Consider the following 22,763-nt stretch of genomic DNA (forward strand, 5'->3'; position numbering starts at 1 on the left):
CGTGGCAAACGACGCGGCGTTCTTCGTCGCCGGCCTGTTGTTGCTTTATCTGGCCATTTTCCTGGTGTTCGTCGTGGCATTGAGGTCAACGTCAGCCCTGCCGATGTCCCGACGGCGGCCGGACGCACCGGCACCGCGCACGATCCTTAGCAGGTTGACCGAACAGGCCGTGGGAGCCTTGGACAAAGGCATCAAGAAGCGGGGTTCCGGGCCGCTGAGCCAGGAGCGGTTGGATGAATGCGGACTGAAAAAAGAGCCGGGCGACTACCTGCTGATGGCCGGTGTTATCACCCTGACTCTTGCAGTCCTCGGGTTCTTCCTTAGCGGCCTGTTCGCAGCTGTGCTGCTGACGGCGCTCACGCCTCTCGCCCTCCATGTAGTGCTGAATGTGCTTGCCGGCCGCCGCCGGGCCCAGTTCGACGGGCAGGTCCCGGACACCCTCCAGATGTTCGCCGGAAGCCTGCGTGCCGGACACAGCCTCCTTCGTGCCGTGGACGCCGCCGCCCAGGAAAGCCAGCCTCCGATGTCTGAGGAACTGAGCCGCATCGTCAACGAGACCAGGATCGGCCGGGACTTGGGAGAGTCATTGGCAGACGTCGCACGGCGCACGCAAAGCGAGGATTTCCTCTCCATCTCTCAGGCCATCGACATCCACCGTGAGGTCGGCGGGGATTTGGCCGAGGTGCTGGACCACCTAGGCGATACCGTCCGTGACCGCAACCAGGTGAGGGGCCAAGTTCGCGCACTGAGTGCAGAGGGCCGGATGTCCGCCATCGTCCTGATGGCACTGCCGATAGTGATGTTCATTGGGCTCACCCTGTTCAACGACATGTACTCCCAAATTTTTACCAGCACCTTGCCTGGCTACCTCATGATCGCGGCCGCCGCCGTGCTGCTGACAATGGGTGGCTTCTGGCTCAAAAGCATCGTCAAACCGAAGTTTTAGAAAGGAGCCACCGTTATGCAACCTCTTGCATATGCAGCAATCCTGGCCGTGATCGCTCCCCTGACGGTCATGACGTGGTTTGCCTTCACTGGCGACCGAGCCGGCCTTCGCAATGTCCAAGCCAACCTCGGCAGGACCTCCAAGGCGAAGGGTGCCGCGCTCAGCACCAACGAAAAGCTCGCGCTGGCAAGCCAGCGGATCATGCCCAAGGGCTACGCCGGTTGGCTGGACAGGCAACTGGCAGGTGCAGGACGCCCGAAGGACTGGCCGCTGGCCAGGCTCATCATGGTCAAACCGCTCCTGGCCTTTGCCGGGGCGGTAGTAGGTTTTGTGTATTTTGCGGGTTCTCCTTCTGCTCCCCGCTTCCTGGCAATATTGGGGATTGCCGCCTTGTGTTACTTCACGCCGGATCTGCTGGTGCGTAACCGTGCTCAGAAGCGCCGGGCGGCGATTCGGCTGGAGCTGCCGACGGCTTTGGACCAGATGCTTATCTCCGTCCAGGCAGGTTTGGGGTTTGAAGCAGCAATGGGCCGGGCTGGCGTGAACGGCAAGGGCCCGATGGCTGAAGAGCTCGTCCGGACCCTGCAGGACATCCAGGTAGGGCTCTCCCGTAAGGACGCCTATCTCGCAATGGCAGAGCGCGTTGATGTACCGGATGTCCGCAGCTTTATCCGGGCGGTTGTCCAGGCCGATACGTACGGAGTGGCCATTGCCGGTGTGTTGAAGGCGCAGGCGGGAGACATGCGCATCAAGCGAAAGCAGCGCGCCGAAGAACATGCGATGAAGATGCCGGTGAAGATGCTCTTCCCGCTCATCTTCTTCATCCTGCCCACTCTTTTCATCGTGGTTCTCGGCCCCACGGTCATGAGCATTATCTCCATTTTCAGCAGCTGATTACGGCCGGAGCAGCGCAGTCCCCGTTGCCGGCCTGACGGCAACACAAAGACCGGACCCCCTCGGATCCCAGAACTGAGGGGGTCCTTTGTGCGCCGGAAAGAGCCTGCAAAATGCAAGGTTGGCGCAGTGAAGCCGCAGGAAATACAAAGCTTGGGAAGGCTTGGCGCAGGAAGTGGCAAATTCCGCGCCCTGAGCGGAAATCGCACTGCATCCTATTTACAGAGCTGGTGACAGACCAGCTTTCCCCCCACTCGCTCAGGAGTCCCAAATGCTTGCTTTCTTCTCCAACACCGCTGCCCGCATCCGCCGCGATGAAAAAGGCGCCACCGCCGTCGAATACGGCATCATGGTCGCCCTCATCGCCGTCGTTATCGTCGTCGCCGTGAGCCTCATTGGCGGCAACTTGAACGCTGCATTCAAGGAGGTACAGTGCAGCGTTGGCGGCGGGAAATACACGGCCGGGGCAAAGGCCACCGATACTTCCTCAGAGGTTGTGGGGTCTTGCGTCTACCCAACGTAATAAAGGCTCTGTGACGCATAAGAGTAGCGGCGGCGATCGAGCCGCCGCTACTCAGTTTCTCCGAGTAAACCGCCGTGTGGAAGGGCATAGCATGTACGGGGAATCCGAGCGGGGTGCAGCCGCCGTAGAGTTTGCCCTTCTGGTACCAATCCTCATCATGTTGGTCTTCGGCATTATGGAGTTTGGCCGCGCTTACAACGTCCAGATGTCACTGACAAACGCTGCCCGTGAGGGTGCCCGCAGCTTGGCAATCACAAAAAACGAAGACACTGCCCGTACGGCGGCAAAGAACGCAGCACTGCACTTCAGCCCGGCCCTTCAGAACGGCAATATCACCTTCAGTCTTACAGCGGGGACTTCGGGCTGTCCCACAAACTCGCAATCCACGGTGACCATCAGGTACAACCTCAGCACGATGACGGGCATTGCGGGACCGTTCGCCATGACAGGGACAGGAACAATGCTGTGCGGCGGATAGCATCCCGTGCTGACAATGAACGGGGCGGAATAGCCGTCCTCGTTGCCATACTCATGGTGGTGCTACTCGGTTTCGCGGCCATCTCAATTGATGTCGCCAAACTCTACTCGGAGCGCGCCCAGCTGCAGAACGGCGCAGATGCGGCCGCGTTGATGGTGGCCCAAAAGTGCGCCAAGAATGAAGCCGACACAAACTGTTCGGCAACATCACCCTTGGCGGCAGAACTGGCCAACCAGAACGCCCTGGATAGCCTCAGCAATGTGAAGGCCATCGCTCTCGATAAGCCCGGCCGCACCGTCCAGGTGACAGCAGGGGCAAAAGAAAACGGCACCACCACGAACAGCGTGTCCATGTTCTTCGCCGGGGTGTTGGGCTTTCCCACTTCCAAGGTATCAGCATCATCGAGCGTACGTTGGGGTAGCCCTGTCGAGGGCACCACACCCTTCCCGCTGGCATTTTCGATATGCCAGGTTTCCGGGATGGTGGGTGGTGGCACGCAATTGCTGCAGAACCATTCCGCTAACGCCAACGCAGACTGTCCGCTTGGGCCTGCGGGAAAGACGGTTCCTGGAGGTTTCGGCTGGATCGTCCAAAACAGTGGACAATGTGGCGGCCTGGTAAACCTGGCCGTGAATCAAAGCGGCAGCGACACAGGCAACGACGGGCCCTCCAATTGTGATGCGGTGCTCAACAAGTGGGCTGCCGACATTAGCGCCGGGAAAACCGTGACTGTACTACTGCCGGTATACGAAGACGTTAGCGGAACGGGCTCCGGAGCCTCCTATGACTTGTTGGCCTTCGCCTCGTTCAATGTGCAGGGATGGGCATTCAGCGGCGCGGATAAGCTTCCGCTGGTCTACAACAGTGCATCTTCACCCGACATAGATTTGCAGTGCAAGGGCAATTGCCGAGGCATCATCGGCAGCTTCGTTGAGTATGTCTCCCTGGCGGACGGCTACAAGCTAGGCCCAGTAAGCACATTCGGCGCCACCGTCGTCGAACTCACCAGCTAATCCAATGCAGTTCCGTAGAATCAAAAACCCCAGGAGCAGTTCGTGAAGTCTCGGTTGTTGGCAGGAGTGGCAGCGGCAGTCCTCGCCATCGTCGGTGCGTTTTTGATTATTTCCTATGCACAGGGCGCGGACCAGCGGGCGGTCAAGGACCTCGAGCCAATGGCGGTCCTGGTGGTGAAGACGGCGATCCCCGCGGGCACTCCCGTTGAATCGATGACGGCCTCGCTGGCCACGGAGCAGCTTCCGGCAGCCGCAGTGACCGACTCCTCCCTCACATCCCTTGCAGATTCAACGGGCAAGGTGGCCGCCGTCGACCTCGTCCCCGGCGAACAACTGGTTGCCGAGCGCCTGGTCGCTCCCGAGGAGCTTAAGACATCAGGATCTGTAAAAGTTCCAGCCGGCCTCCAGGAAGTGTCCTTCCAGCTGGAACCGGACCGCGTGGTAGGCGGGCGGCTCGCCCCTGGCGACCATGTCGGCATCTTCGTGTCCTTCGATTCCGGCGCCCTAGAGGCCCGGGCTGACAAGGAAACCACCAAGTTGACCGTCCGCAAGGCGCTCGTTACAGCCGTCCAGCGGGCGCCCGAGGCAGCGCCGGCGGCCGCACCTGCGCCGACGGCGAGCGCGGACCCGAACGCGGCCGACCCGAAGGACACCACCCTGCCAACCGGCTCCCTCATGCTTACTGTTGCCGTCAGCGATGTTGACGCAGCCAAAATCGTCTTCGCCGCAGAGTACGCCAAAATGTGGCTCAGCAAGGAGCCCACCAACGCCACCGACAGCGGCCCCCGGATCATTGAGCGGACCGAGGTCTACAAGTGAGCCGCTTCGTCCTAATAACACCCAACACGGATTTTGACAGCCGCCTGAGGCAGGCCGTGGCTGGTGGCCTCCAAGGGGGTGTGCAGACATTCTTCACGCACGTCCTGCCCGCAGGCCCCTACGACCTGTTCGCGCAACTCAACCAGGAGCAGCCCGAGGTCCTTATCCTGGGACCGGATGTACCCATCGACGAGGCGCTCCGCCTGGCCACCGTGCTCGACGTCCAGGTGCCGGATCTTACGGTTCTTTTGGTCAGCGAACCTGACCCGGAGCTTATCCTTCAGGCCATGCGCGCCGGTGTCCGGGACATTCTCAGTCCGTCCGGCGACCCCGCCCAGCTGCGGGTGCTGTTGGAGCGCGCCTGCCAGTCCTTCGCCAGCCGCCACCGCGCGGGCCAGCCGCAGCAGGCCCAAAGCAGCAGGGGACGTGTGATCGGCGTCTTCTCCCCCAAAGGCGGCGTCGGGAAGACCACCATCGCGACAAATCTCGCGGTAGGCCTCGGCAAAGTGGCGCCGATGAGCGTAGTAGTGGTGGACCTTGACCTGCAGTTCGGTGATGTTGCCTCCGGGCTTTACCTCAGCCCGGAGCACACCGTCACCGATGCGGTCTCCCCCGCTGCCAGCCAGGACACCCTGGTGCTCAAGGCATTCCTCACCGTGCATCCCTCAAGCATTTATGCCCTGTGCGCACCGGATAACCCGGTCGAAGCCGACCACATCTCTCCTGAGCAGGTCACCCGCCTGCTGGAACAGCTGGCGGAGGAATTCCAGTACGTTGTTGTGGACACCGCCCCCGGCCTGCCTGAAATAGGGCTGGCGGCCATGGAGGCCTGCACCGACGTCGTTTGGGTGAGCGCCATGGACATCCCCAGCGTCCGCGGCCTGCGCTCCGGACTGGACATCCTTCGCCAGCTCGAGATCCTGCCCGAGGGACGGCATGTGGTCCTGAACATGGCGGACGCCAAGTGCGGGCTCTCCGTCCAGGACATCGAATCCACTATCGGTGCTCCGGTCGACGTTAGCGTCCCGCGGTCCCGTGCCGTGGCGTTCTCCACCAACCGTGGCGTTCCCGTCCTGCAGGATGCCAAAAGGGATCCCGCCGTCAAGGGCCTTACCCAGCTTGTGGAGCGCTTCAGCTCCTCGCCCAAGAGCCAGCGGCAAAACCACCGCCGGGTGGTGGTCTAGATGAAGCTGTCCGAGCGCATCCAGGCTGCCCAGGCAAAGTCCGAACCTGCCGCCGCCCCAACTACGGCTGTGGCCTCCTTCGGCGCGCCCCCTCCGGCCCCAACGTCTCCTGCCTTAGCGCCGAAGGCGGCCCAGGCTGGGGCCGCCACGGCTCCTGCGCCTTCGAGTAACCTACGGCAGGCCAAACCAGCGCCCCACGAGCCGGCCGTCAAGCCTGCCCAGCCGTCCGCTGTGCAGCACGAGGTCTTCAAGCCGAGAACCCAACAGCCGGTGGATGCCTTTGCGGCCCTCAAACAAAGGGCGGCGACCGCCCTTTTCGAGCGGATGGGAGCCCGCTTTAACGACTCCACCATTACCGAAAAGGAACTGCGCAGCACGGCCCGCGAGGAACTCATCCGCATCATCGACGCGGAGCAGGTTCCGCTGACCGTGGACGAGCGTTCCCGCCTCGTCGCAGACGTCGCCGACGACGTCCTCGGCTACGGTCCGCTGCAGCGGTTGCTGGACGATCCGGCGGTCACCGAAATCATGGTGAACCGCATGGACCAGATCTATGTCGAACGCAAGGGAACGCTGACCCTGAGCGAGTCCCGGTTCAGCTCGGAGGAACACCTCCGCAAGGTGATCGAACGGATTGTCTCCAAAGTGGGGCGGCGCATCGATGAATCGTCTCCCCTGGTTGACGCGCGCCTGGAAGATGGCTCCCGCGTCAATGCCGTCATTCCTCCGCTGGCCGTTGGCGGATCTTCGCTGACCATCCGTAAGTTCAGCAAGGTTCCACTGACGGTGCAGAACCTCATCGATTTCGGCACCCTCACCCCGGAAATGGCCGAACTGCTCAACGCCTGCGTCAAAGCCAAGCTCAACATCATCGTCTCCGGCGGTACCGGCACCGGCAAGACCACGCTGCTCAACGTTCTGTCATCGTTCCTTCCGGCCGATGAGCGCATCGTGACCATCGAGGACGCCGTCGAACTCCAGATCCAGCAGGACCACGTGGTGCGGCTTGAAAGCCGGCCGCCGAACACCGAGGGCAAAGGCGAAGTGACCATCCGTGAACTGCTCCGCAACTCGCTGCGTATGCGGCCCGACCGCATCGTGGTGGGCGAGGTCCGCGGCGGAGAATCCCTGGACATGCTCCAGGCGATGAACACCGGACACGACGGTTCACTCTCCACTGTCCACTCCAACTCCCCCCGCGACGCCGTCGCGCGGCTGGAAACCCTCGTGCTTATGGCCGGTATGGACCTGCCGCTCCGGGCCATCCGGGAGCAGATCGCATCCGCCGTCAACCTGATCATTCAGATCTCCCGTCTCCGCGACGGTACCCGCCGCATCACCCACGTCACCGAGGTCCAGGGCATGGAGGGCGACATCGTCACCCTCCAGGACGCCTTCGTGTTCGACTATTCGGCGGGCCTGGACCAGCACGGCCGTTTCCTCGGTTCACCCATCCCCACCGGCATCCGGCCGCGCTTCATCGACCGCTTTGAAGACATGGGGATCCACGTCTCCGCTGGCGTCTTCGGCGCCCCTTTGGCCTCCAGCGGAAGGGTCTGACGTGGTCCTCACGATTGGAATCATCCTCGTCATCGCCGCCATCGCCCTGGCAGGCGTAACTGTGATGATCCCCCGCACGCCGGCCCTGCCGCTGGACCGCCGCCAGCCATTCCGAACGGAGTCAGACTCGCAACTGACGCGCTTCGCCGGGCAGGCCGTCCAGGGAATCGAGCAGTTTCTCGCCAAGAGGAATGTCCGCTTCTTCAACCGGGAGAGCCTCGAAAACGCAGGCCTCCGGCTGAGCCAGGCGGACTTCCTGCTCCTGGTGATGATCGGCGCTTTCGTGGGCGGGCTGATGGGCTTGGTCGTCGCCGGCCCCCTGCTTGCCATCCTTCTGGTGATCGCGGCGCCCTTCGCAGCCCAACTGGTGCTTGGCATCCTCACCGGAAAGAGGCGCGCCCAGTTTGGTGACCAGCTGGGTGACACCCTGCAGTTGCTCTCAGGCAGCCTCCGTGCCGGCCACAGCATCCTCCGGGCCATCGACGCCGCAGCGAATGAGTCCCAGGCACCCACATCCGAAGAGATGCGGCGGATCGTTTCGGAAACCAGCCTGGGACGGGACCTGCTGACTTCGCTGAACGACACTGCAGAGCGCATGCAGAGTGAAGACTTCGTCTGGATCAGCCAGGCCATCCAGATCAACCGGGAAGTGGGTGGCAACCTGGCTGAAGTACTGGACCAGGTCAACGAAACCATCCGCGAGCGCAACGAGATCAAAGGCCACATCAAGTCCCTCGCAGCCGAAGGAAAGTTTTCCGCTTACATCCTGATGGCACTCCCCGTTGGCATCGTGGCCATGCTGATGGTAGTCAGCCCGGGCTACATGGACAAGATGACTTCCACGGTGCTGGGGTGGGTCATGATCGTCGCCTCGATCATCATGATGACCATCGGCGGCCTCTGGATGCGCAAGATTATCGACCTGAAGTTTTGAGCCTACGATGAGCCCTCTGATAGCCCTCGCCCTCCTGCTGATTTGCCTGCCGCTCCCTTATCTCGCCTGGTCCGTGCTTTCTGTCGACAGGAAGGGCCAGGCCGTTGCCCGCGACATTTTGTCCCGTGGCGCCCACCGCGCCGAGGTGGAGAAGAAGAGCAGCAGCGGCTTCCTCGAAAAGATCGGCCGCCGCCTCACCCCCGCCGGCTACGTGCACAAGCTGGACCACCTGCTCTCTTTGGCTGGCCGCCCGGCGAACCTTCCCCTGGGCCGGGTCCTGGCGGCCAAGCCTGCCCTTGGCTTACTGGGCGGCCTGATCGGGCTGTGGCTGAGTTCCGTGGGAACGACGCCGATCATCAAGCTCGTGGGGCTGTTCGTCCTGGTCCTGGGCTACTTCATTCCGGACCTGCTCCTGTACAGCAAAGGGCAGGAGAGGCAGAAGGTCATGCAACTGGAACTGGCCAACACCCTCGATCAAATGCTGATCTCGGTGGAAGCCGGCCTTGGTTTCGAAGGCGCCATGGCCCGGGCTGGGGAGAACGGCAAAGGCCCGCTGGCGGAGGAACTGGTACGGACCCTGCAGGACATGCAGGTGGGCCGCAGCCGCCGCGAGTCCTACCTCGCCCTCGCCGAGCGGACCAACGTCCCGGAACTGCGCAGCTTCGTCCAGGCAGTGGTGCAGGCGGACACCTACGGCATCGCCATCAGCCGGGTCCTTCGGGTCCAGGCGAAGGTGATGCGCGTCAAGCGGCGTCAGCGGGCCGAAGAAAAGGCCATGAAGCTGCCCGTTATGATCCTGTTTCCGTTGCTTTTCTTCATATTTCCGGTGCTGTTCATTGCAATTCTGGGGCCAGCAGTCATCAACACCATTGAGACATTCAGCGGTCAGTAGGACCCCATGGTCCCGCTGCAGGCATCCCTCAAGGTTTACACAGGATCATGCGAAATAAGACGACCGACTCATTCCAGGAAGTAGCCTTGAAGAATGCACAGTCCAGATCCCGGCTCCAGCGACAGGAGCGCAGCTGCGACACCACCGCAGTCCGGGATCACAGCAATTACCGGTTCCGGGCTTTCGCAGGCGGGGGCCGGACTGTTGCCGCTGGTTGATGCGGCAGTGCTGGAGGAGTTGGAAGACGAGCTTGCCGGCTCCGGACTCGCCCAGCGCTTCGCCCGGGACTACGCCGCCATGTGGGACCAGCGCTGCTCGCGGCTTGCTGCTGCGGTGGCCAGCCAGGACAGTGAGTCAGCACTTGATGCGGTGATCAGCCTGAAGATCAGCTCCGCCATGGTGGGTGGAGTGCGCCTGGCGAAACTGGCCGAACTGCTGGAGGTGCTGATCCGCCAGGGTGAATTTGGCCAGGGCCAGGTCCTCATGGAGCGGGTTGCCCAGGACGGCGGCCAGACAGTGTCCGAACTCCAGGCCACGTACATCCTCAAAAACGGCTAGCCTTCCCCGCCCGGCGCCAGGCTTTGGTCCGCCCTTCCTGGCGTCCGGCCTACTTGGCGTCCGGCCTGCTCGGTGCCAGCCGGTAACCAACGCCGCGCACGGTCTGCAGCCAGCGAGGCGAGACCGCATCTTCTTTCAGCTTCCGCCGCAGGTTGCCGATGTGAACCTCGACGGCGCGTTCGTCGGCTTCGCTGATGTAGGTGTCCTCGTCATAGAACTCGCCGCGGACCGCACGGACAAGGTCGGCCCGCGTGCAGACAGCCCCGCGGCCGCGGAGGAGGACGTGGAGCAGGTCAAACTCGCTGCGGGTGAGCCCCAGCGGCTCCCCCTTGATGTCCACCGTCCGCGTCCGGTGGTTCAGGGCCAGGCCGTTGTGATGCAGGACGGCGGAGTCCTCAGGCCGGACCGCGACTGCCACAGGGGGCGCCGCTCCCCACGCGGATGGCGCGGAATTCTGGTGGCCGTTGACTTCGTGCCGAGGCCTGCGCATCATCGCCGCCACACGTGCCCTCAGCTCGCGGGGCCGGAATGGTTTGGCGATGTAATCGTCGGCACCGGCGCTAAGGGCGGACAAAAGGTCGGGCTCCTCGGTCCTGCCGGTCAGCATCACTACGTAGGCGTTGCTGAAATTGCGGATCCGGCGCAGCACTTCGAACCCGTCGATGTCCGGCAGTCCGATGTCCAGGGTCACCACGTTGGCCTGCTTGTCCCGGACCACTTCCACTCCGGCCCGCCCGTCAACCGCTGTATGCACCTCGAAGCCGGCCTGGCTCAATACCCCCTCAAGGAGGTTGCGCACGTCGGCGTCATCTTCAATTACTACAGCAACACCAAGATCGTCCATTACTATCCCTGAGCCAGGCGGTTATGGCCCCCCCATTAGCCCAGCGCCAATGCTCATACCCGCTCCAACCCTTTATACGCTACAAGTAAGCGTGGGTCATGACATCCTTTTCAACATTGCATTTCAAAAGTCAATTATTATGACAAGCATGTGGATTACGAGCCGGCAAGGATGTGCTCCGTTGCCCGGCAGAAATTCGTACGCACAGGCGGCAGATATTCACGTGAAGATCCGCATCGGCCCGAGCAGGCTCCATGGCTGAGCGGCTTTTTCCACGCGGGCCCGCCCGCTTCTTCCAGCGGCTCGGGCCGAGGCGGCAGGTTGCGCTGTGCCAGCTGCCCCTGACCTTGATCGTGGCAGCCCTTGCAATCGCCACCCCGTTTGCCTGGCCAACGCTGCTGCACAGCCCCCTCTTTTTGACCGGGATATTCCTGTCCGGCGCCCTCTTCCTCAGCTGCCTCCTCGTCCCGTGGGAACGGCTGATGCACCGCCCCTACCTCCTGATCCCCATCCTGGACTTCGTGGCGATCGGGCTGCTGCGGAACGGGGCAGCTCCCCTGCTGCCGGGCCTGGCCGTGCTGGCGGTGTTCCCCGTTATCTGGCTCTCCGCCTCCGGCATGCTCACCCGCAGCAGCCTGGTCCTGAGCTTCTTCGGCCCCATGCTCATCATGGTTCCCTCGCTGGCAGGACGATTCCCCAACCTGACCGCCTCGGACGTCACCAGCACCTTCCTCTTTCCCCTAATGACGCTCGCCGTGTCGCTGGCCATCAGGTTCGCCAGCGTCCACGTCCGGCTGCAGCAGCGCGAGCTGGCGGAGAAGGACAGGGAGCTCCGGAAGCTGCTCCGCGAGAGCAGGGAGCGTGAAAAGCTGCTCATGACGGTCCTGGACGCCACCGACGTGGGAATTGCCGCCGTCGACCGCTCCGGCCACTTCCTGGTGTCCAACAACAGGCAACGGAACTTCCGCCAGGCCACCCACGCCGACGACGCCGTCCCCGGCCAGGGCCACCAGCTCATCTTCGGGCAGGACAGGCGGACCCTGCTGCCCCCGGAGAAGCGTCCCATCAGCCGCGCCATCGCCGGCGAATCCTTTGCCGACTACCTCGTGTGGGCCGGGGAGGGAGCAGAGCAGCGGGCCATCACGACGGCGGCCCGGCCGCTGGTGAGCGAGGACGGCCAGCTCACCGGTGCTGTAGTCGTTTACAGTGACGTCACCGGCTGGGTGGAGGCGCTGGCCGCGAACCAGGAGCTTGTCTCCAACGTGACGCACGAGTTCAAGTCCCCCCTGAACTCCATCATCGGCAACATTGACCTGATGCTCGACGACGTCGCCGCCTTGCCGCCGCAGGTGGCCCATCGGCTGCTGGTGGTTCAGCGGAACGCCGAGCGTCTGCTGGCGCTCGTGGCGGACCTGTCGGCTTCTGCGTCCGCTGCACTCAACGTCCACCCGAAGCGGACGGACCTGGCCAGCCTGGTGGAAACCAGCATCGGTTCCGCGCAGGCCCAGGCGGAGCATGCGAACATCTCGCTTACAGCCGATGTTCCCTCGCCCCTGTGGGCCTACGCGGACCCGCTCCGGATCGGGCAGGCACTGGACAACCTCGTGTCCAACGCCATCAAGTACTCTCCCGACGGCGGGAGCATCAGCATCAGCGCCCAAAGCACCAAGGAGTGGGTGCAGCTCAGCGTCAGCGACACCGGGATGGGAATCAGCGGCGAGGATACCGCCAGGGTCTTCAATCGTTTCTACCGGACGGAGTCCGCCAAGGGCGCGGCCATCGCCGGAGCCGGGCTGGGCCTGTCCATCACCAAAATGATCGTAGAACGCCATGGCGGGAAGATCTCCTGCGCCAGCGGCCAGGGGCAAGGCAGCACCTTCACCCTGACCCTGCCGGCGGAAGGCCCGCCGCCGTCGTTCTAGTGGGCCCGACGCGCCCGCGTGAGCTCCGCACGGGCCAGCAGCTCGTCGTCGGACGGGTAAGCCACTTCCTCCAGCACCAATGGGTGCGGCGCCGCCAGCACGGACTTGGCGTCGCGCTTCTGCGCCAGCAGCCGCTCGTGAAGCCAGCCCGGCTCCTCCACGCCCTCCCCCACGTACAGCGCGGAGCCGATGAGGGCGCGCACCATGTTGTGGCAGAAAGCGTCAGCCTGGACGGTGGCCACGATGACGCCGTCTTCCCCGCGAACGAACTCGAAGCGCTGCAGCTCGCGGATGGTGGTGGCTCCCTCGCGGGGTTTGCAGAAGGACAGGAAGTTTTGCAGCCCCAGCAGCTTGAACGCACCCTCGTTCAGCAGCGAAACGTCCAGTGGGTTCTTGTGCCATAGCGTGGAGTACCGGCCGAGCGGATCCCACCGGGCGGGGCCGTCGGCGATGCGGTAGCTGTAGCGCCGCCAGAGCGCGGAGAAGCGTGCGTCGAAGCCGGGGGGCGCCAGGGAGATCCGGTGCACCTCCACTGCCCCGGTAAGGTCACCGAGCACCCGGCTCAGCGCCCCGCGCATCCGGCGGAGCATGGCGACGGCGGGCTCAAGTTCGTGCCCGCGCGGCAGTCCCTGCCACTCGGCGTCCGTCAGGTCCAGGTGGATCACCTGGCCGCGGGCGTGCACGCCGGCATCGGTGCGGCCGGCAACGGTCACCCGGATCGGGCGCCGGAGCAGCAGGTGCAGCGCCTCCTCAAGGACGCCCTGGACCGTCCGAAGTCCTGGCTGCAATGCCCACCCGCTGAAGGGGCCGCCGTCGTACGACACATCAAGCCGGATACGCAAAAACCCGCCGCCCCCCAAAACGGGGGCCGCGGGTTTTTGGTCGTTCATAGACTTAAGTCTATGCGAAGGAAGTCAGCGAATTACTTCGCGTCCTTCTCTTCAGCAGCCGGAGCCTCAGGAGCTTCCTCGGCGGCCGGAGCCTCTTCGGTAGCAGCTTCTTCAGTTGCGGCTTCTTCAGTTGCGGGAGCCTCAGCAGCTTCGGTCTCGGCAACCTCAGCCTCGGGAGCTTCCTCGGCAGCCGGAGCAGCCTTGTCTGCGTCGCGCTTGGCAGCCGCGGTAGCCTCGGCTACAACAGCCTGCTTGGCGGAAACCGGCTCAAGGACCAGCTCGATGACAGCCATGGGAGCGTTGTCGCCCTTGCGGTTGCCGATCTTGGTGATGCGGGTGTAGCCGCCGTCGCGGTTCTCCACAGCCTGGGCGATGTCGGTGAACAGCTCGTGGACGACGCCCTTGTTGCTGATCAGGCCGAGGACGCGGCGGCGGGAAGCGAGGTCGCCACGCTTGGCGAAGGTCACCAGGCGCTCTGCGTACGGCTTCAGGCGCTTGGCCTTGGTCACCGTGGTGGTGATCCGCTTGTGCTCGAACAGTGCTGCTGCCAGGTTCGCGAGCATGAGGCGCTCGTGAGCCGGGCCGCCTCCGAGGCGCGGACCCTTAGTGGGGGTAGGCATAATTGTTTCTCCTCAAATGGAAGCCGTGGGCTGTGCACACCATGGTGCCTGCCCGCCGGCCAAGGTCTGGTTTAGAGTTCGTCGTCGCCGAAGGCGGCGTCGTCCTCTTCGATTGCTGCGGCGCGTGCTGCGAGGTCAAAACCGGGAGGCGAGTCCTTGAGGGACAGGCCCAGTTCAACCAGCTTTGCCTTGACCTCGTCAATGGACTTGGCACCGAAGTTGCGGATGTCCATCAGGTCAGCCTCGGAGCGTGCAACGAGTTCACCCACGGTGTGGATGCCCTCACGCTTGAGGCAGTTGTAGGAACGGACGGTGAGGTCCAGATCCTCGATCGGCAGGGCCATGTCGGCTGCCAGGGCAGCGTCGGTGGGTGACGGGCCGATCTCGATACCTTCAGCTGCGGTGTTCAGCTCACGTGCCAGACCGAAGAGCTCCACCAGGGTGGTGCCTGCGGAAGCAACGGCATCGCGCGGGGCGATGGCCTGCTTGGTCTCGACGTCGACAATCAGCTTGTCGAAGTCGGTGCGCTGCTCAACACGGGTTGCTTCCACGCGGAAAGTAACCTTCAGCACCGGCGAGTAGATGGAGTCGACCGGGATACGGCCAATCTCTGCGTCGCCGGCCTTGTTCTGAGCTGCCGAAACGTAGCCGCGGCCGCGCTCGATGGTCAGTTCGAGTTCGAACTTGCCCTTCGAGTTCAGCGTGGCGATGTGCAGATCCGGGTTGTGGAATTCGACGCCGGCCGGCGGAGCGATGTCCGCGGCGGTGACGACTCCGGGGCCCTGCTTGCGCAGGTAAGCAACAACCGGCTCATCGTGCTCAGAGGAGACCGACAGGCTCTTGATGTTCAGGATGATCTCAGTGACATCTTCCTTGACACCCGGAACCGTGGTGAACTCGTGCAGCACGCCATCGATCCGGATGCTGGTTACAGCGGCACCGGGGATGGAGGAGAGCAGGGTACGGCGGAGGGAGTTACCGAGGGTGTAGCCGAAGCCCGGTTCCAGCGGTTCAATGATGAAACGCGAACGGTTTTCGGAGACTACCTCTTCGGAGAGGGTGGGGCGCTGTGCAATGAGCACTTAGGTTTCCTTTCGGCGAGCATCCGCTATATGACGCAACACAGGTGGTGGAAATTCGGTCTGAAGACTTAACGCGCTGGGCTTGCCCGGACCATCAACGGTCCGGGCAAGCTCAGGCGGCGTCGAAAGCCTTAGACGCGGCGGCGCTTCGGCGGGCGGCAGCCGTTGTGCGCAGCGGGGGTGACGTCCTGGATGGAGCCAACCTCGAGGCCTGCGGCCTGCAGCGAACGGATCGCGGTCTCGCGTCCGGAACCCGGTCCCTTGACGAAAACGTCAACCTTGCGCATGCCGTGCTCCTGAGCACGCTTGGCAGCAGCTTCGGCAGCCATCTGGGCTGCGAACGGGGTGGACTTGCGTGAGCCCTTGAACCCGACCTCACCAGAGGAAGCCCAAGAGATAACAGCGCCGCTCGGATCCGTGATGGAAACGATGGTGTTGTTAAACGTGCTCTTGATGTGCGCCTGGCCCAGCGCGATATTCTTTTTGTCCTTCTTACGCGGCTTGCGAACCGCGCCACGAGTCTTCGGGGGCATTATTTCTCCTACAGAAAGTTATTGGGGAAAGTACCGTTAATCCCGGACGGGATTTTAACGGGCCTTCTTCTTGCCGGCGACGGTGCGCTTCGGGCCCTTGCGGGTACGGGCGTTGGTCTTCGTACGCTGTCCGCGTACGGGCAGGCCCTTGCGGTGGCGCAGGCCTTCGTAGCTGCCGATTTCAACCTTGCGGCGGATATCTGCTGCTACTTCGCGGCGAAGGTCACCCTCAACCTTGTAGTTGCCTTCAATGTAGTCACGCAGCTCAACCATCTGTGCATCAGTCAGGTCCTTGACGCGAACGTCAGCGCTGATGCCAGTGGCAGCCAGGGTTTCGTGTGCACGGGTCTTGCCCACGCCGTAGATGTAAGTAAGCGCAATTTCCAGCCGCTTTTCGCGGGGAATGTCTACGCCAGCGAGACGAGCCATAGTGGCAGTGCTCCTTGAATAAACCGGAGGTCGTAAGCAGTACACCCGCACGTTCTGTGCGGCCCCGGCCTCCGACCGGGGGTTAGCTGTCCGGACTCTTTCGAGCTAAATGTTCCAGATCAGCTTGTGCTGCCTTTATTTACTTGCGTGGGTTAGCAACCCAGGATTTCCTTCAGGGAAGGAAATTAGCCCTGGCGCTGCTTGTGGCGCGGGTTCTCGCAGATCACCATGACCCGGCCATTACGGCGGATCACTTTGCACTTTTCGCAGATCTGCTTGACGCTCGGCTTGACCTTCATGGCATTCCTTTGCGTGTAACAGTTGGTCAACTGGAGCGGCGCTCAGCTTGCACTGAAGCCGCCCAGCAATTTACTTGTAGCGGTAGACGATACGACCACGGGTGAGGTCGTACGGGCTCAGCTCCACCACTACGCGGTCCTCCGGGAGGATCCTGATGTAGTGCTGACGCATCTTTCCAGAGATGTGTGCCAGTACGATGTGCTTGTTGGTGAGCTCAACGCGAAACATCGCGTTAGGCAGCGCCTCGGTCACAACGCCTTCGATCTCAATGACCCCGTCCTTCTTGGCCATACCCTCCGCTAACTGTTGTTGCCGCAGTCCTGCCGGATTGCACCGGGCATGACCACGAACGTTTTTGTTGGATCGATTGTCAGTTCCAGGCCCCAAAAGGGCGTGGCAGTCCAGACAACCAACAAACAACACTACTCTGTATCGCCGTAAAAGTTAAATCGGCAATGGTAACCTACTCGGCGGCGTACACACCATAATCCCCGGCCGGAGTGCTCACCGCTTGCGCACTGGCCACGCCGTCCAGAATGGCCAGGCGTACGACGTCGGCTGCCGCACTCTGCAGCGTAATCAGACTGATCTGCCGGGCAGCTTCGTCGGTCCGGTCCAGGTGCACAGCCCCCGTCGCGAGGGAAAAGACGATGTCCCCATCGGCCAGCGTGTGGCTCGGGTTCAATGCGCGGGCAATTCCAGCATGCGCGGCCGAGGCCGTCCTCTTGCACTCGGCCACGTCCAAAATCGCATTGGTGGCAACGACGACGAGGGTGGTGTTGAGGGGCGGCGTACCGTCGGCGGCTTCCGCCCCAGCGGCCGAAGCCCTCTGGGTCGATGTGCCAACCGGCAGTCCCAGCGCATTCACAACAGCCAGCGCGCCGACAACAACACCGCTCCCGAGGGTGATCGATGCACTGCCCAATCCGCCTTTGTACGTCCTGGCGATGACCGCTCCGGTGCCGGCACCCACGTTGCCGCATTCGACGTCGTGCCCTTCCGGTTGTGCCGCGGCGGCGACGGTGGCCGCGTAGCCCATGTCCGCCGTCGGGCGCGCCGAGAAGTCGCCGCCGCGGCCGAGGTCGAAGATCGCGGCGGCCGGGACGATCGGCACCACTCCCCCGGGCACTGCGAACCCCCGGTTGTTTTCCTCGCACCAGCGCTGTGCACCGGAGGCGGAGGCAAGGCCGTAGGCGCTCCCGCCGGTGAGCACCACGGCGTCCACTGCGCTGACCAGAGTGGTGGGGTCGAGAGCGTCAGTTTCGTGCGTGGCCGGCCCGCCGCCCTGGACGTCCACCGAACCAACTGTGCCCGGCGGCGGCAGGACCACCGTCACCCCGCTCAGCCAGCCGTCGTCGGCCTTCTGTACGTGGCCAATCCGGATGCCTGGCACGTCGGTGATTGTTCCCATGGCACCCATTGTGCCCTTCCCCTCGCTGGCGACGCGGATATTCTCCGCCAACGCAGAAAATCCCTGGCGACACCCTCATTCGGGGGTCGCCAGGGACTTTGCGCGTCGCAGGGGACAGTGCGCGTCCTTACGGGATCGGTACGGGGGTGACACCGAGGGGCACCAGGTGCTCCGCGCCGCCGTCGGGCGCTGAAAGCACCCAGATGCCCTTGTCGTGGACCGCCACGGAGTGCTCCCACTGGCAGGAACGCTGGCCGTCCGTGGTGACGACGGTCCAGTCGTCCTCCAGCACGGCGGTGTCGATGCTGCCGCGCACCAGCATGGGCTCAATTGCCAGGCACAGGCCCGGCCGTATTTTGGGACCGCGGTGGCTGGTGCGGTAGTTCAGCACGTCCGGCGGCATGTGCATTTCCGAGCCGATGCCGTGGCCCACATAATCTTCGAGGATGCCCAGCGGTTTGCCCGGGACGGACGACACGTAGTCGTCGATGGCTGCACCGATGTCGCCTACGTGCTTGCCGCTGGCCAGTGCCGCGATACCCCGCCACATGGCTGCCCGGGTGACGTCCGAGAGGCGCTGGTCCTCGGGGTCGGCAGTGCCCACGATGACGGTCCGGGCAGAGTCCGAGTGCCAGCCGTTGACGATCGCGCCGCCGTCGATCGAGATGATGTCGCCGTCGTGGAGCATGCGGCTGCCGGGGATGCCGTGCACCACCTCCTCGTTCACCGAGGTGCAGATGGTGGCCGGGAAGCCGTGGTAGCCGAGGAAGTTGGACTTTGCGCCGGCTTCGTTGAGGACGGCCGCGAAAACGTCATCAAGGTGCTTGGTGGTGACTCCGGGGACGGCTGCTGCAACGGCGGCGTCCAGGGCACGGCTGAGGACCAGGCCTGCCTCGTGCATGGTGCGCATCTGGGCGTTGGTCTTGTATTCGATGCGGGGCTGGCCAAAGGCCATGGTGTTTCCTTTCAAATGGCTGAGGCTCCTCCCGTTTACCGGGAGGAGCCTCGGAAAAGCTTTGCCTGGATCAGGCTGCCTGAGCGGCCTTGATGGCCTGCATTACGCGGTCCGTGACCTCGTCGATGGGGCCGATGCCGTCCACCTGGGTGAGAATGCCGCGTTCGGCATACTTGGCCACTACGGCTTCGGTCTGCTCGTGGTAGAGGTCAAGCCGGTGGCGGATGACGGCTTCGTTGTCGTCGCTCCGGCCCGTCTCCTTGGCGCGGCCCAGGAGCCGGTGCACCAGTTCCTCGTCGTCGGCAGTCAGCTGCAGGACGACGTCGAGCTTCTCTTCGCCCTTGGCGAGGATCTCGTCAAGGTAGTCCACCTGCGCGGTGGTGCGGGGGTAGCCGTCCAGCAGGAAGCCGCTTTCGACGTCGGCCTCGCCGAGCCGGTCGCGCACCATCTTGTTGGTCACGCTGTCCGGAACGAAGTCGCCGGCGTCCATGTACTTCTTGGCTTCAATGCCAAGCGGCGTTTCGCCCTTTACGTTTGCACGGAAGATATCGCCGGTGGAGATCGCCACAACGCCGAGGCGCTCCGAGATCCGCTCCGCCTGCGTTCCTTTTCCGGAACCCGGAGGTCCAATAATCAGCATTCTCGTCATCGCAAAAGCCCTTCGTAGTGACGTTGTTGTAGCTGCGCATCAATCTGCTTGACGGTCTCCAGGCCAACGCCCACCATGATCAGGATCGAGGTGCCACCGAACGGGAAGTTCTGGTTCGCGTTGATCAGTACCAGTGCCACCAGCGGAATCAGCGCCACGAAGCCCAGGTACAGGGCGCCAGGCAGGGTGATCCGGGAAAGCACGTACTGCAGGTAGTCCGCGGTGGGTTTGCCGGCGCGGATACCTGGGATGAAGCCGCCGTACTTCTTCATGTTGTCCGAGACCTCTTCAGGGTTGAAGGTGATCGCGACGTAGAAGTAGGTGAAGAAAACGATCATGGCGAAATAAAGCACCATGTAGATGGGCTGGTCACCGCGGACCAGGTTGTTGTTGATCCATTCCACCCACGGCTGGAGCTGTTCGCCCTGCCGCGGCTGGTTGAACTGGGAGATCAGGCCCGGCAGGTACAGCATGGACGAAGCGAAGATCACCGGGATAACGCCGGCCATGTTGACCTTGATGGGGATGTACGTGCTGGTACCACCCACAGTGCGGCGGCCAATCATCCGCTTGGCATACTGCACGGGCACGCGGCGCTGCGACTGCTCAACGAACACCACGAGGGCCACGGTCAACAGACCCACGGCGAGGACCATAAAGAACGTTCCGGGACCCTGCGAGCTCCAGATGGCGCCGAGGGAGGTGGGGAACGTGGCGGCGATGGACGTGAAGATGAGCAGGGACATGCCGTTGCCCACGCCCTTCTCGGTGACCAGCTCGCCCATCCACATGATCAGGCCGGTGCCGGCCGTCAGGGTGATGATGATCAGAATGGTGGTGATGACGCTGCTGTCCGGGATGATCGGCAGGTTGCAGCCGGGCAAGAGCTGCCCGGAACGCGCCAGGGAAACCAGGGTGGTGGCGTTCAGCAGGCCCAGGGCGATGGTGAGGTACCGCGTGTACTGGGTCAGCTTGGACTGCCCCGACGCACCCTCTTCGTAAAGCTGCTGGAACCGGGGAATGACCACCCGGAGCAGCTGGACGATGATGCTTGCCGTGATATACGGCATGATGCCGAGGGCAAAGATGGACACCTGGAGCAACGCGCCGCCGCTGAACAGGTTAACGAGCTGGTACAGGCCACCTGCGGTCTGACCGTTCTGCAAGCATTGCTGGACATTCTGGTAGTCCACACCTGGCGAGGGAATGAAGGCACCCAAGCGGAAGATGGTGATGATTCCCAGCGTGAACAACAACTTGCGTCGCAGATCAGGCGTGCGAAAGGCCCGGCCAAATGCGCTAAGCAAGCGTCCTCCTGGTGGTATTAAGAGTGGTGTGATGGGGATCTATGAATCCCAACAACCGAGTCTAACGGTTGGATGTGCCATGCGAACAATCCGTAGACGCGCGCAAGCGGTGGATGGCGGCAATAATACGCCGGGCGGATGTGAAAAACTCCCGGTCTCCAGGGCCTGGGGCCCCGGAAACCGGGAGTTCAACAACGGGCTAGGCGCCCACCTGCTCTAGAGAGCGGTGGTGCTTCCGCCTGCTGCAGCAATCTTTTCAGCGGCGCTGGCCGAGAATGCGTGGGCGGTGACGTCAACCTTGACGGTGATGTCGCCGGTGCCAAGCACCTTGACGGGCTGGTTCTTGCGAACGGCACCCTTTTCGACCAGGTTCTCCACGGTGACTGCGCCACCTTCCGGGAACAGCTCGTTGAGCTTGTCCAGGTTTACAACCTGGAACTCAACCCGGAACGGGTTCTTGAAGCCGCGCAGCTTCGGCAGGCGCATGTGCAGCGGCAGCTGGCCGCCGGCAAAGCCAGCCTTGACCTGGTAGCGGGCTGCAGTACCCTTCGTGCCACGACCGGCGGTCTTACCCTTGGATCCCTCACCACGACCAACGCGGGTCTTGGCGGTCTTGGCACCCGGTGCGGGACGCAGGTGGTGAACCTTCAGGGCGTTCTGCTTCTCAGCAGCGGCGCTCTGAGCCTTTTCGGCATTGTTCTCTGCCATTTACTTCGCCTCCTCTACCTTTACCAGGTGCGGAACCGTGTTGAGCATTCCGACGGTCACGGCGTCGGCGGTGCGGACAACAGTGTGTCCGATCCGCTTCAGGCCGAGGGACCGCAGGGTGTCGCGCTGGTTCTGCTTGCCGCCAATGGCGGACTTGATCTGAGTGATCTCCAACTGGGTGTCGGAGGGAATCAGGTTCTTAGCCATAACTAGACACCTGCCTTCGAATTCAGGAGGGCCTTCACCAGTGCCGGCGGAGCGATCTCGTCGAGGGGCAGGCCGCGGCGTGCTGCCACTGCTGCCGGCTCTTCGAGGCGCTTCAGGGCATCAACGGTCGCGTGAACGATGTTGATGGCGTTGGAGGAACCGAGCGATTTGGAGAGGATGTCGTGGATGCCCACGCACTCCAGTACTGCACGGACCGGGCCACCGGCGATAACACCGGTACCGGCGGAGGCCGGACGCAGCATAACGACGCCTGCAGCAGCCTCACCCTGTACGCGGTGCGGGATGGTGCTGCCAACGCGGGGAACCCGGAAGAAGGACTTCTTGGCTTCTTCTACGCCCTTCGCGATTGCGGCAGGAACTTCCTTAGCCTTGCCGTAGCCAACGCCGACCATGCCGTTGCCGTCACCGACGACGACCAGGGCGGTGAAGCTGAAGCGACGACCACCCTTGACCACCTTGGAGACGCGGTTGATGGTGACGACGCGCTCTACGAACTGGCTCTTCTCGGCTTCACGGCCGCCGTCGCGGCCGCCACGGCCACCACGGTCGCCGCGGCCCTGGCCACGGTCGCCACGCTCGCCGCGACGAGCGCCGCCACGGCGGTCGTCGGCAGCTGCGGGAGCAGTGGTCTCAGTGGCAGCTACGGCTTCAGTAGCCTTCTGATCTGCAGACACAGTGTCCTTTTCCTTGTTTGCTTCCGTCACAGTGACAGCCCACCTTCACGTGCACCGTCAGCGACGGCGGCGATCCGGCCGTGGTACTTGTTACCACCGCGGTCGAAGACAACAGCTTCGATACCGGCAGCCTTGGCACGCTCGGCGACGAGTTCGCCAACGCGCTTGGCCTTGGCAGTCTTGTCGCCGTCGAATGCACGAAGGTCGGCTTCCAGAGTGGAGGCGCTCGCTACGGTCAGGCCCTTGGTGTCATCGACAACCTGGACGAATACGTGGCGTGCGGAACGGTTGACGACCAGACGAGGACGTACAGCCGTACCGGAGATGCGCTTACGGATACGAAGCTGGCGGCGGCTGCGCGAAGCAGACTTGCTCTTGTTCGTACGCTTCTTGTTAATTGAGATGGCCAT

28 protein-coding genes are annotated in these 22,763 nt (G+C 63.1%); 12 read left to right on the plus strand and 16 right to left on the minus strand.

From position 1 onward, the window contains the following. Position 1: 1 nt before the first annotated feature. The 11 genes from M1E07_RS14475 (at position 2) to M1E07_RS14525 (ending at position 9,801) form a co-directional block, all read left to right on the plus strand. Positions 2-946, plus strand: a complete 945-nt coding sequence (locus M1E07_RS14475) for a type II secretion system F family protein (protein ID WP_461187357.1) — start codon at positions 2-4, stop codon at positions 944-946. A 15-nt stretch (positions 947-961) separates the two neighbouring features. Continuing rightward, positions 962-1,840: a type II secretion system F family protein gene (locus M1E07_RS14480; protein ID WP_461187358.1), complete on the plus strand. Its 879-nt coding sequence runs from the start codon at positions 962-964 to the stop codon at positions 1,838-1,840. Positions 1,841-2,111: 271 nt separating this feature from the next. Beyond that, positions 2,112-2,363, plus strand: a complete 252-nt coding sequence (locus M1E07_RS14485; RefSeq protein ID WP_461187359.1) for a Flp family type IVb pilin — start codon at positions 2,112-2,114, stop codon at positions 2,361-2,363. Positions 2,364-2,454: 91 nt separating this feature from the next. Continuing rightward, positions 2,455-2,841: a TadE/TadG family type IV pilus assembly protein gene (locus M1E07_RS14490; RefSeq protein ID WP_461187360.1), complete on the plus strand. Its 387-nt coding sequence runs from the start codon at positions 2,455-2,457 to the stop codon at positions 2,839-2,841. Then, on the plus strand, positions 2,829-3,854 hold the full coding sequence (locus M1E07_RS14495; protein WP_461187361.1) for a pilus assembly protein TadG-related protein: 1,026 nt from the start codon (positions 2,829-2,831) through the stop codon (positions 3,852-3,854). The genes M1E07_RS14490 and M1E07_RS14495 overlap by 13 nt, the downstream gene beginning before the upstream one ends. A gap of 42 nt (positions 3,855-3,896) precedes the next feature. After that, positions 3,897-4,673: a Flp pilus assembly protein CpaB gene (cpaB, locus tag M1E07_RS14500; RefSeq protein ID WP_461187362.1), complete on the plus strand. Its 777-nt coding sequence runs from the start codon at positions 3,897-3,899 to the stop codon at positions 4,671-4,673. Further along, entirely contained in the window at positions 4,670-5,857 is a 1,188-nt protein-coding gene (locus M1E07_RS14505; protein ID WP_461187363.1) for an AAA family ATPase, read from the plus strand. The genes cpaB and M1E07_RS14505 overlap by 4 nt, the downstream gene beginning before the upstream one ends. Beyond that, positions 5,858-7,417 carry a CpaF family protein gene (locus tag M1E07_RS14510; protein WP_461187364.1) on the plus strand — a complete coding sequence of 520 codons (1,560 nt, stop codon included), beginning with the start codon at positions 5,858-5,860 and terminating at the stop codon, positions 7,415-7,417. A gap of 1 nt (position 7,418) precedes the next feature. Then, positions 7,419-8,351, plus strand: a complete 933-nt coding sequence (locus M1E07_RS14515) for a type II secretion system F family protein (protein ID WP_461187365.1) — start codon at positions 7,419-7,421, stop codon at positions 8,349-8,351. Between the two features lie 7 nt (positions 8,352-8,358). Continuing rightward, entirely contained in the window at positions 8,359-9,243 is an 885-nt protein-coding gene (locus M1E07_RS14520) for a type II secretion system F family protein (RefSeq protein WP_461187366.1), read from the plus strand. Between the two features lie 93 nt (positions 9,244-9,336). Continuing rightward, positions 9,337-9,801 carry an Hpt domain-containing protein gene (locus tag M1E07_RS14525; protein ID WP_461187367.1) on the plus strand — a complete coding sequence of 155 codons (465 nt, stop codon included), beginning with the start codon at positions 9,337-9,339 and terminating at the stop codon, positions 9,799-9,801. Positions 9,802-9,850: 49 nt separating this feature from the next. On the opposite strand, the gene M1E07_RS14530 is transcribed toward M1E07_RS14525, so the two are convergent. Continuing rightward, a complete protein-coding gene (locus tag M1E07_RS14530) occupies positions 9,851-10,645 on the minus strand; it encodes a response regulator transcription factor (protein WP_461187368.1) in 795 nt (264 codons plus the stop codon). Between the two features lie 254 nt (positions 10,646-10,899). Between M1E07_RS14530 and M1E07_RS14535 the strand changes: the two genes are divergently transcribed. Next, positions 10,900-12,567 (plus strand): ATP-binding protein, encoded by a 1,668-nt coding sequence (locus M1E07_RS14535; RefSeq protein WP_461187369.1) that lies wholly within the window; start codon positions 10,900-10,902, stop codon positions 12,565-12,567. Here M1E07_RS14535 and M1E07_RS14540 read toward each other — a convergent pair. The 15 genes from M1E07_RS14540 to rplR form a co-directional block, all read right to left on the minus strand. Further along, the gene (locus M1E07_RS14540) at positions 12,564-13,457 is read right to left on the minus strand and encodes a tRNA pseudouridine synthase A (RefSeq protein WP_461187370.1); all 894 of its coding nucleotides are present in this window, start codon (positions 13,455-13,457) and stop codon (positions 12,564-12,566) included. The two genes, M1E07_RS14535 and M1E07_RS14540, sit on opposite strands and share 4 nt — an antisense overlap. A gap of 32 nt (positions 13,458-13,489) precedes the next feature. Beyond that, positions 13,490-14,077, minus strand: coding sequence for a 50S ribosomal protein L17 (gene rplQ / locus M1E07_RS14545; protein ID WP_461187371.1), 588 nt, complete (start codon positions 14,075-14,077; stop codon positions 13,490-13,492). Between the two features lie 71 nt (positions 14,078-14,148). Further along, positions 14,149-15,159 (minus strand): DNA-directed RNA polymerase subunit alpha, encoded by a 1,011-nt coding sequence (locus M1E07_RS14550; RefSeq protein WP_461187372.1) that lies wholly within the window; start codon positions 15,157-15,159, stop codon positions 14,149-14,151. 131 nt (positions 15,160-15,290) lie between these two features. Further along, positions 15,291-15,692 carry a 30S ribosomal protein S11 gene (gene rpsK, locus M1E07_RS14555; protein WP_018760435.1) on the minus strand — a complete coding sequence of 134 codons (402 nt, stop codon included), beginning with the start codon at positions 15,690-15,692 and terminating at the stop codon, positions 15,291-15,293. A 54-nt stretch (positions 15,693-15,746) separates the two neighbouring features. Continuing rightward, positions 15,747-16,121, minus strand: coding sequence for a 30S ribosomal protein S13 (gene rpsM / locus M1E07_RS14560; RefSeq protein ID WP_461187373.1), 375 nt, complete (start codon positions 16,119-16,121; stop codon positions 15,747-15,749). 185 nt (positions 16,122-16,306) lie between these two features. Further along, positions 16,307-16,420: a 50S ribosomal protein L36 gene (gene rpmJ / locus M1E07_RS14565; protein WP_009358722.1), complete on the minus strand. Its 114-nt coding sequence runs from the start codon at positions 16,418-16,420 to the stop codon at positions 16,307-16,309. 70 nt (positions 16,421-16,490) lie between these two features. Continuing rightward, positions 16,491-16,712, minus strand: coding sequence for a translation initiation factor IF-1 (gene infA / locus M1E07_RS14570; protein ID WP_009358723.1), 222 nt, complete (start codon positions 16,710-16,712; stop codon positions 16,491-16,493). A gap of 172 nt (positions 16,713-16,884) precedes the next feature. Next, positions 16,885-17,832 (minus strand): P1 family peptidase, encoded by a 948-nt coding sequence (locus M1E07_RS14575; protein ID WP_461187374.1) that lies wholly within the window; start codon positions 17,830-17,832, stop codon positions 16,885-16,887. A gap of 127 nt (positions 17,833-17,959) precedes the next feature. Then, positions 17,960-18,787, minus strand: a complete 828-nt coding sequence (map, locus tag M1E07_RS14580; protein ID WP_461187375.1) for a type I methionyl aminopeptidase — start codon at positions 18,785-18,787, stop codon at positions 17,960-17,962. Between the two features lie 70 nt (positions 18,788-18,857). Continuing rightward, the gene (locus M1E07_RS14585) at positions 18,858-19,427 is read right to left on the minus strand and encodes an adenylate kinase (protein WP_461190408.1); all 570 of its coding nucleotides are present in this window, start codon (positions 19,425-19,427) and stop codon (positions 18,858-18,860) included. 5 nt (positions 19,428-19,432) lie between these two features. Beyond that, the gene (gene secY / locus M1E07_RS14590; RefSeq protein ID WP_461187376.1) at positions 19,433-20,743 is read right to left on the minus strand and encodes a preprotein translocase subunit SecY; all 1,311 of its coding nucleotides are present in this window, start codon (positions 20,741-20,743) and stop codon (positions 19,433-19,435) included. A gap of 216 nt (positions 20,744-20,959) precedes the next feature. Further along, a complete protein-coding gene (rplO, locus tag M1E07_RS14595) occupies positions 20,960-21,451 on the minus strand; it encodes a 50S ribosomal protein L15 (protein ID WP_461187377.1) in 492 nt (163 codons plus the stop codon). Further along, complete coding sequence (rpmD, locus tag M1E07_RS14600; protein WP_028269574.1) at positions 21,452-21,658, minus strand: 50S ribosomal protein L30; 207 nt, start codon at positions 21,656-21,658, stop codon at positions 21,452-21,454. 2 nt (positions 21,659-21,660) lie between these two features. Further along, positions 21,661-22,383, minus strand: a complete 723-nt coding sequence (rpsE, locus tag M1E07_RS14605) for a 30S ribosomal protein S5 (RefSeq protein ID WP_461187378.1) — start codon at positions 22,381-22,383, stop codon at positions 21,661-21,663. Then, positions 22,380-22,763 carry a 50S ribosomal protein L18 gene (rplR, locus tag M1E07_RS14610; RefSeq protein ID WP_079596676.1) on the minus strand — a complete coding sequence of 128 codons (384 nt, stop codon included), beginning with the start codon at positions 22,761-22,763 and terminating at the stop codon, positions 22,380-22,382. Before rplR ends, rpsE begins: the two co-directional genes overlap by 4 nt.

Source organism: Arthrobacter sp. Z4-13 (assembly GCF_054792705.1).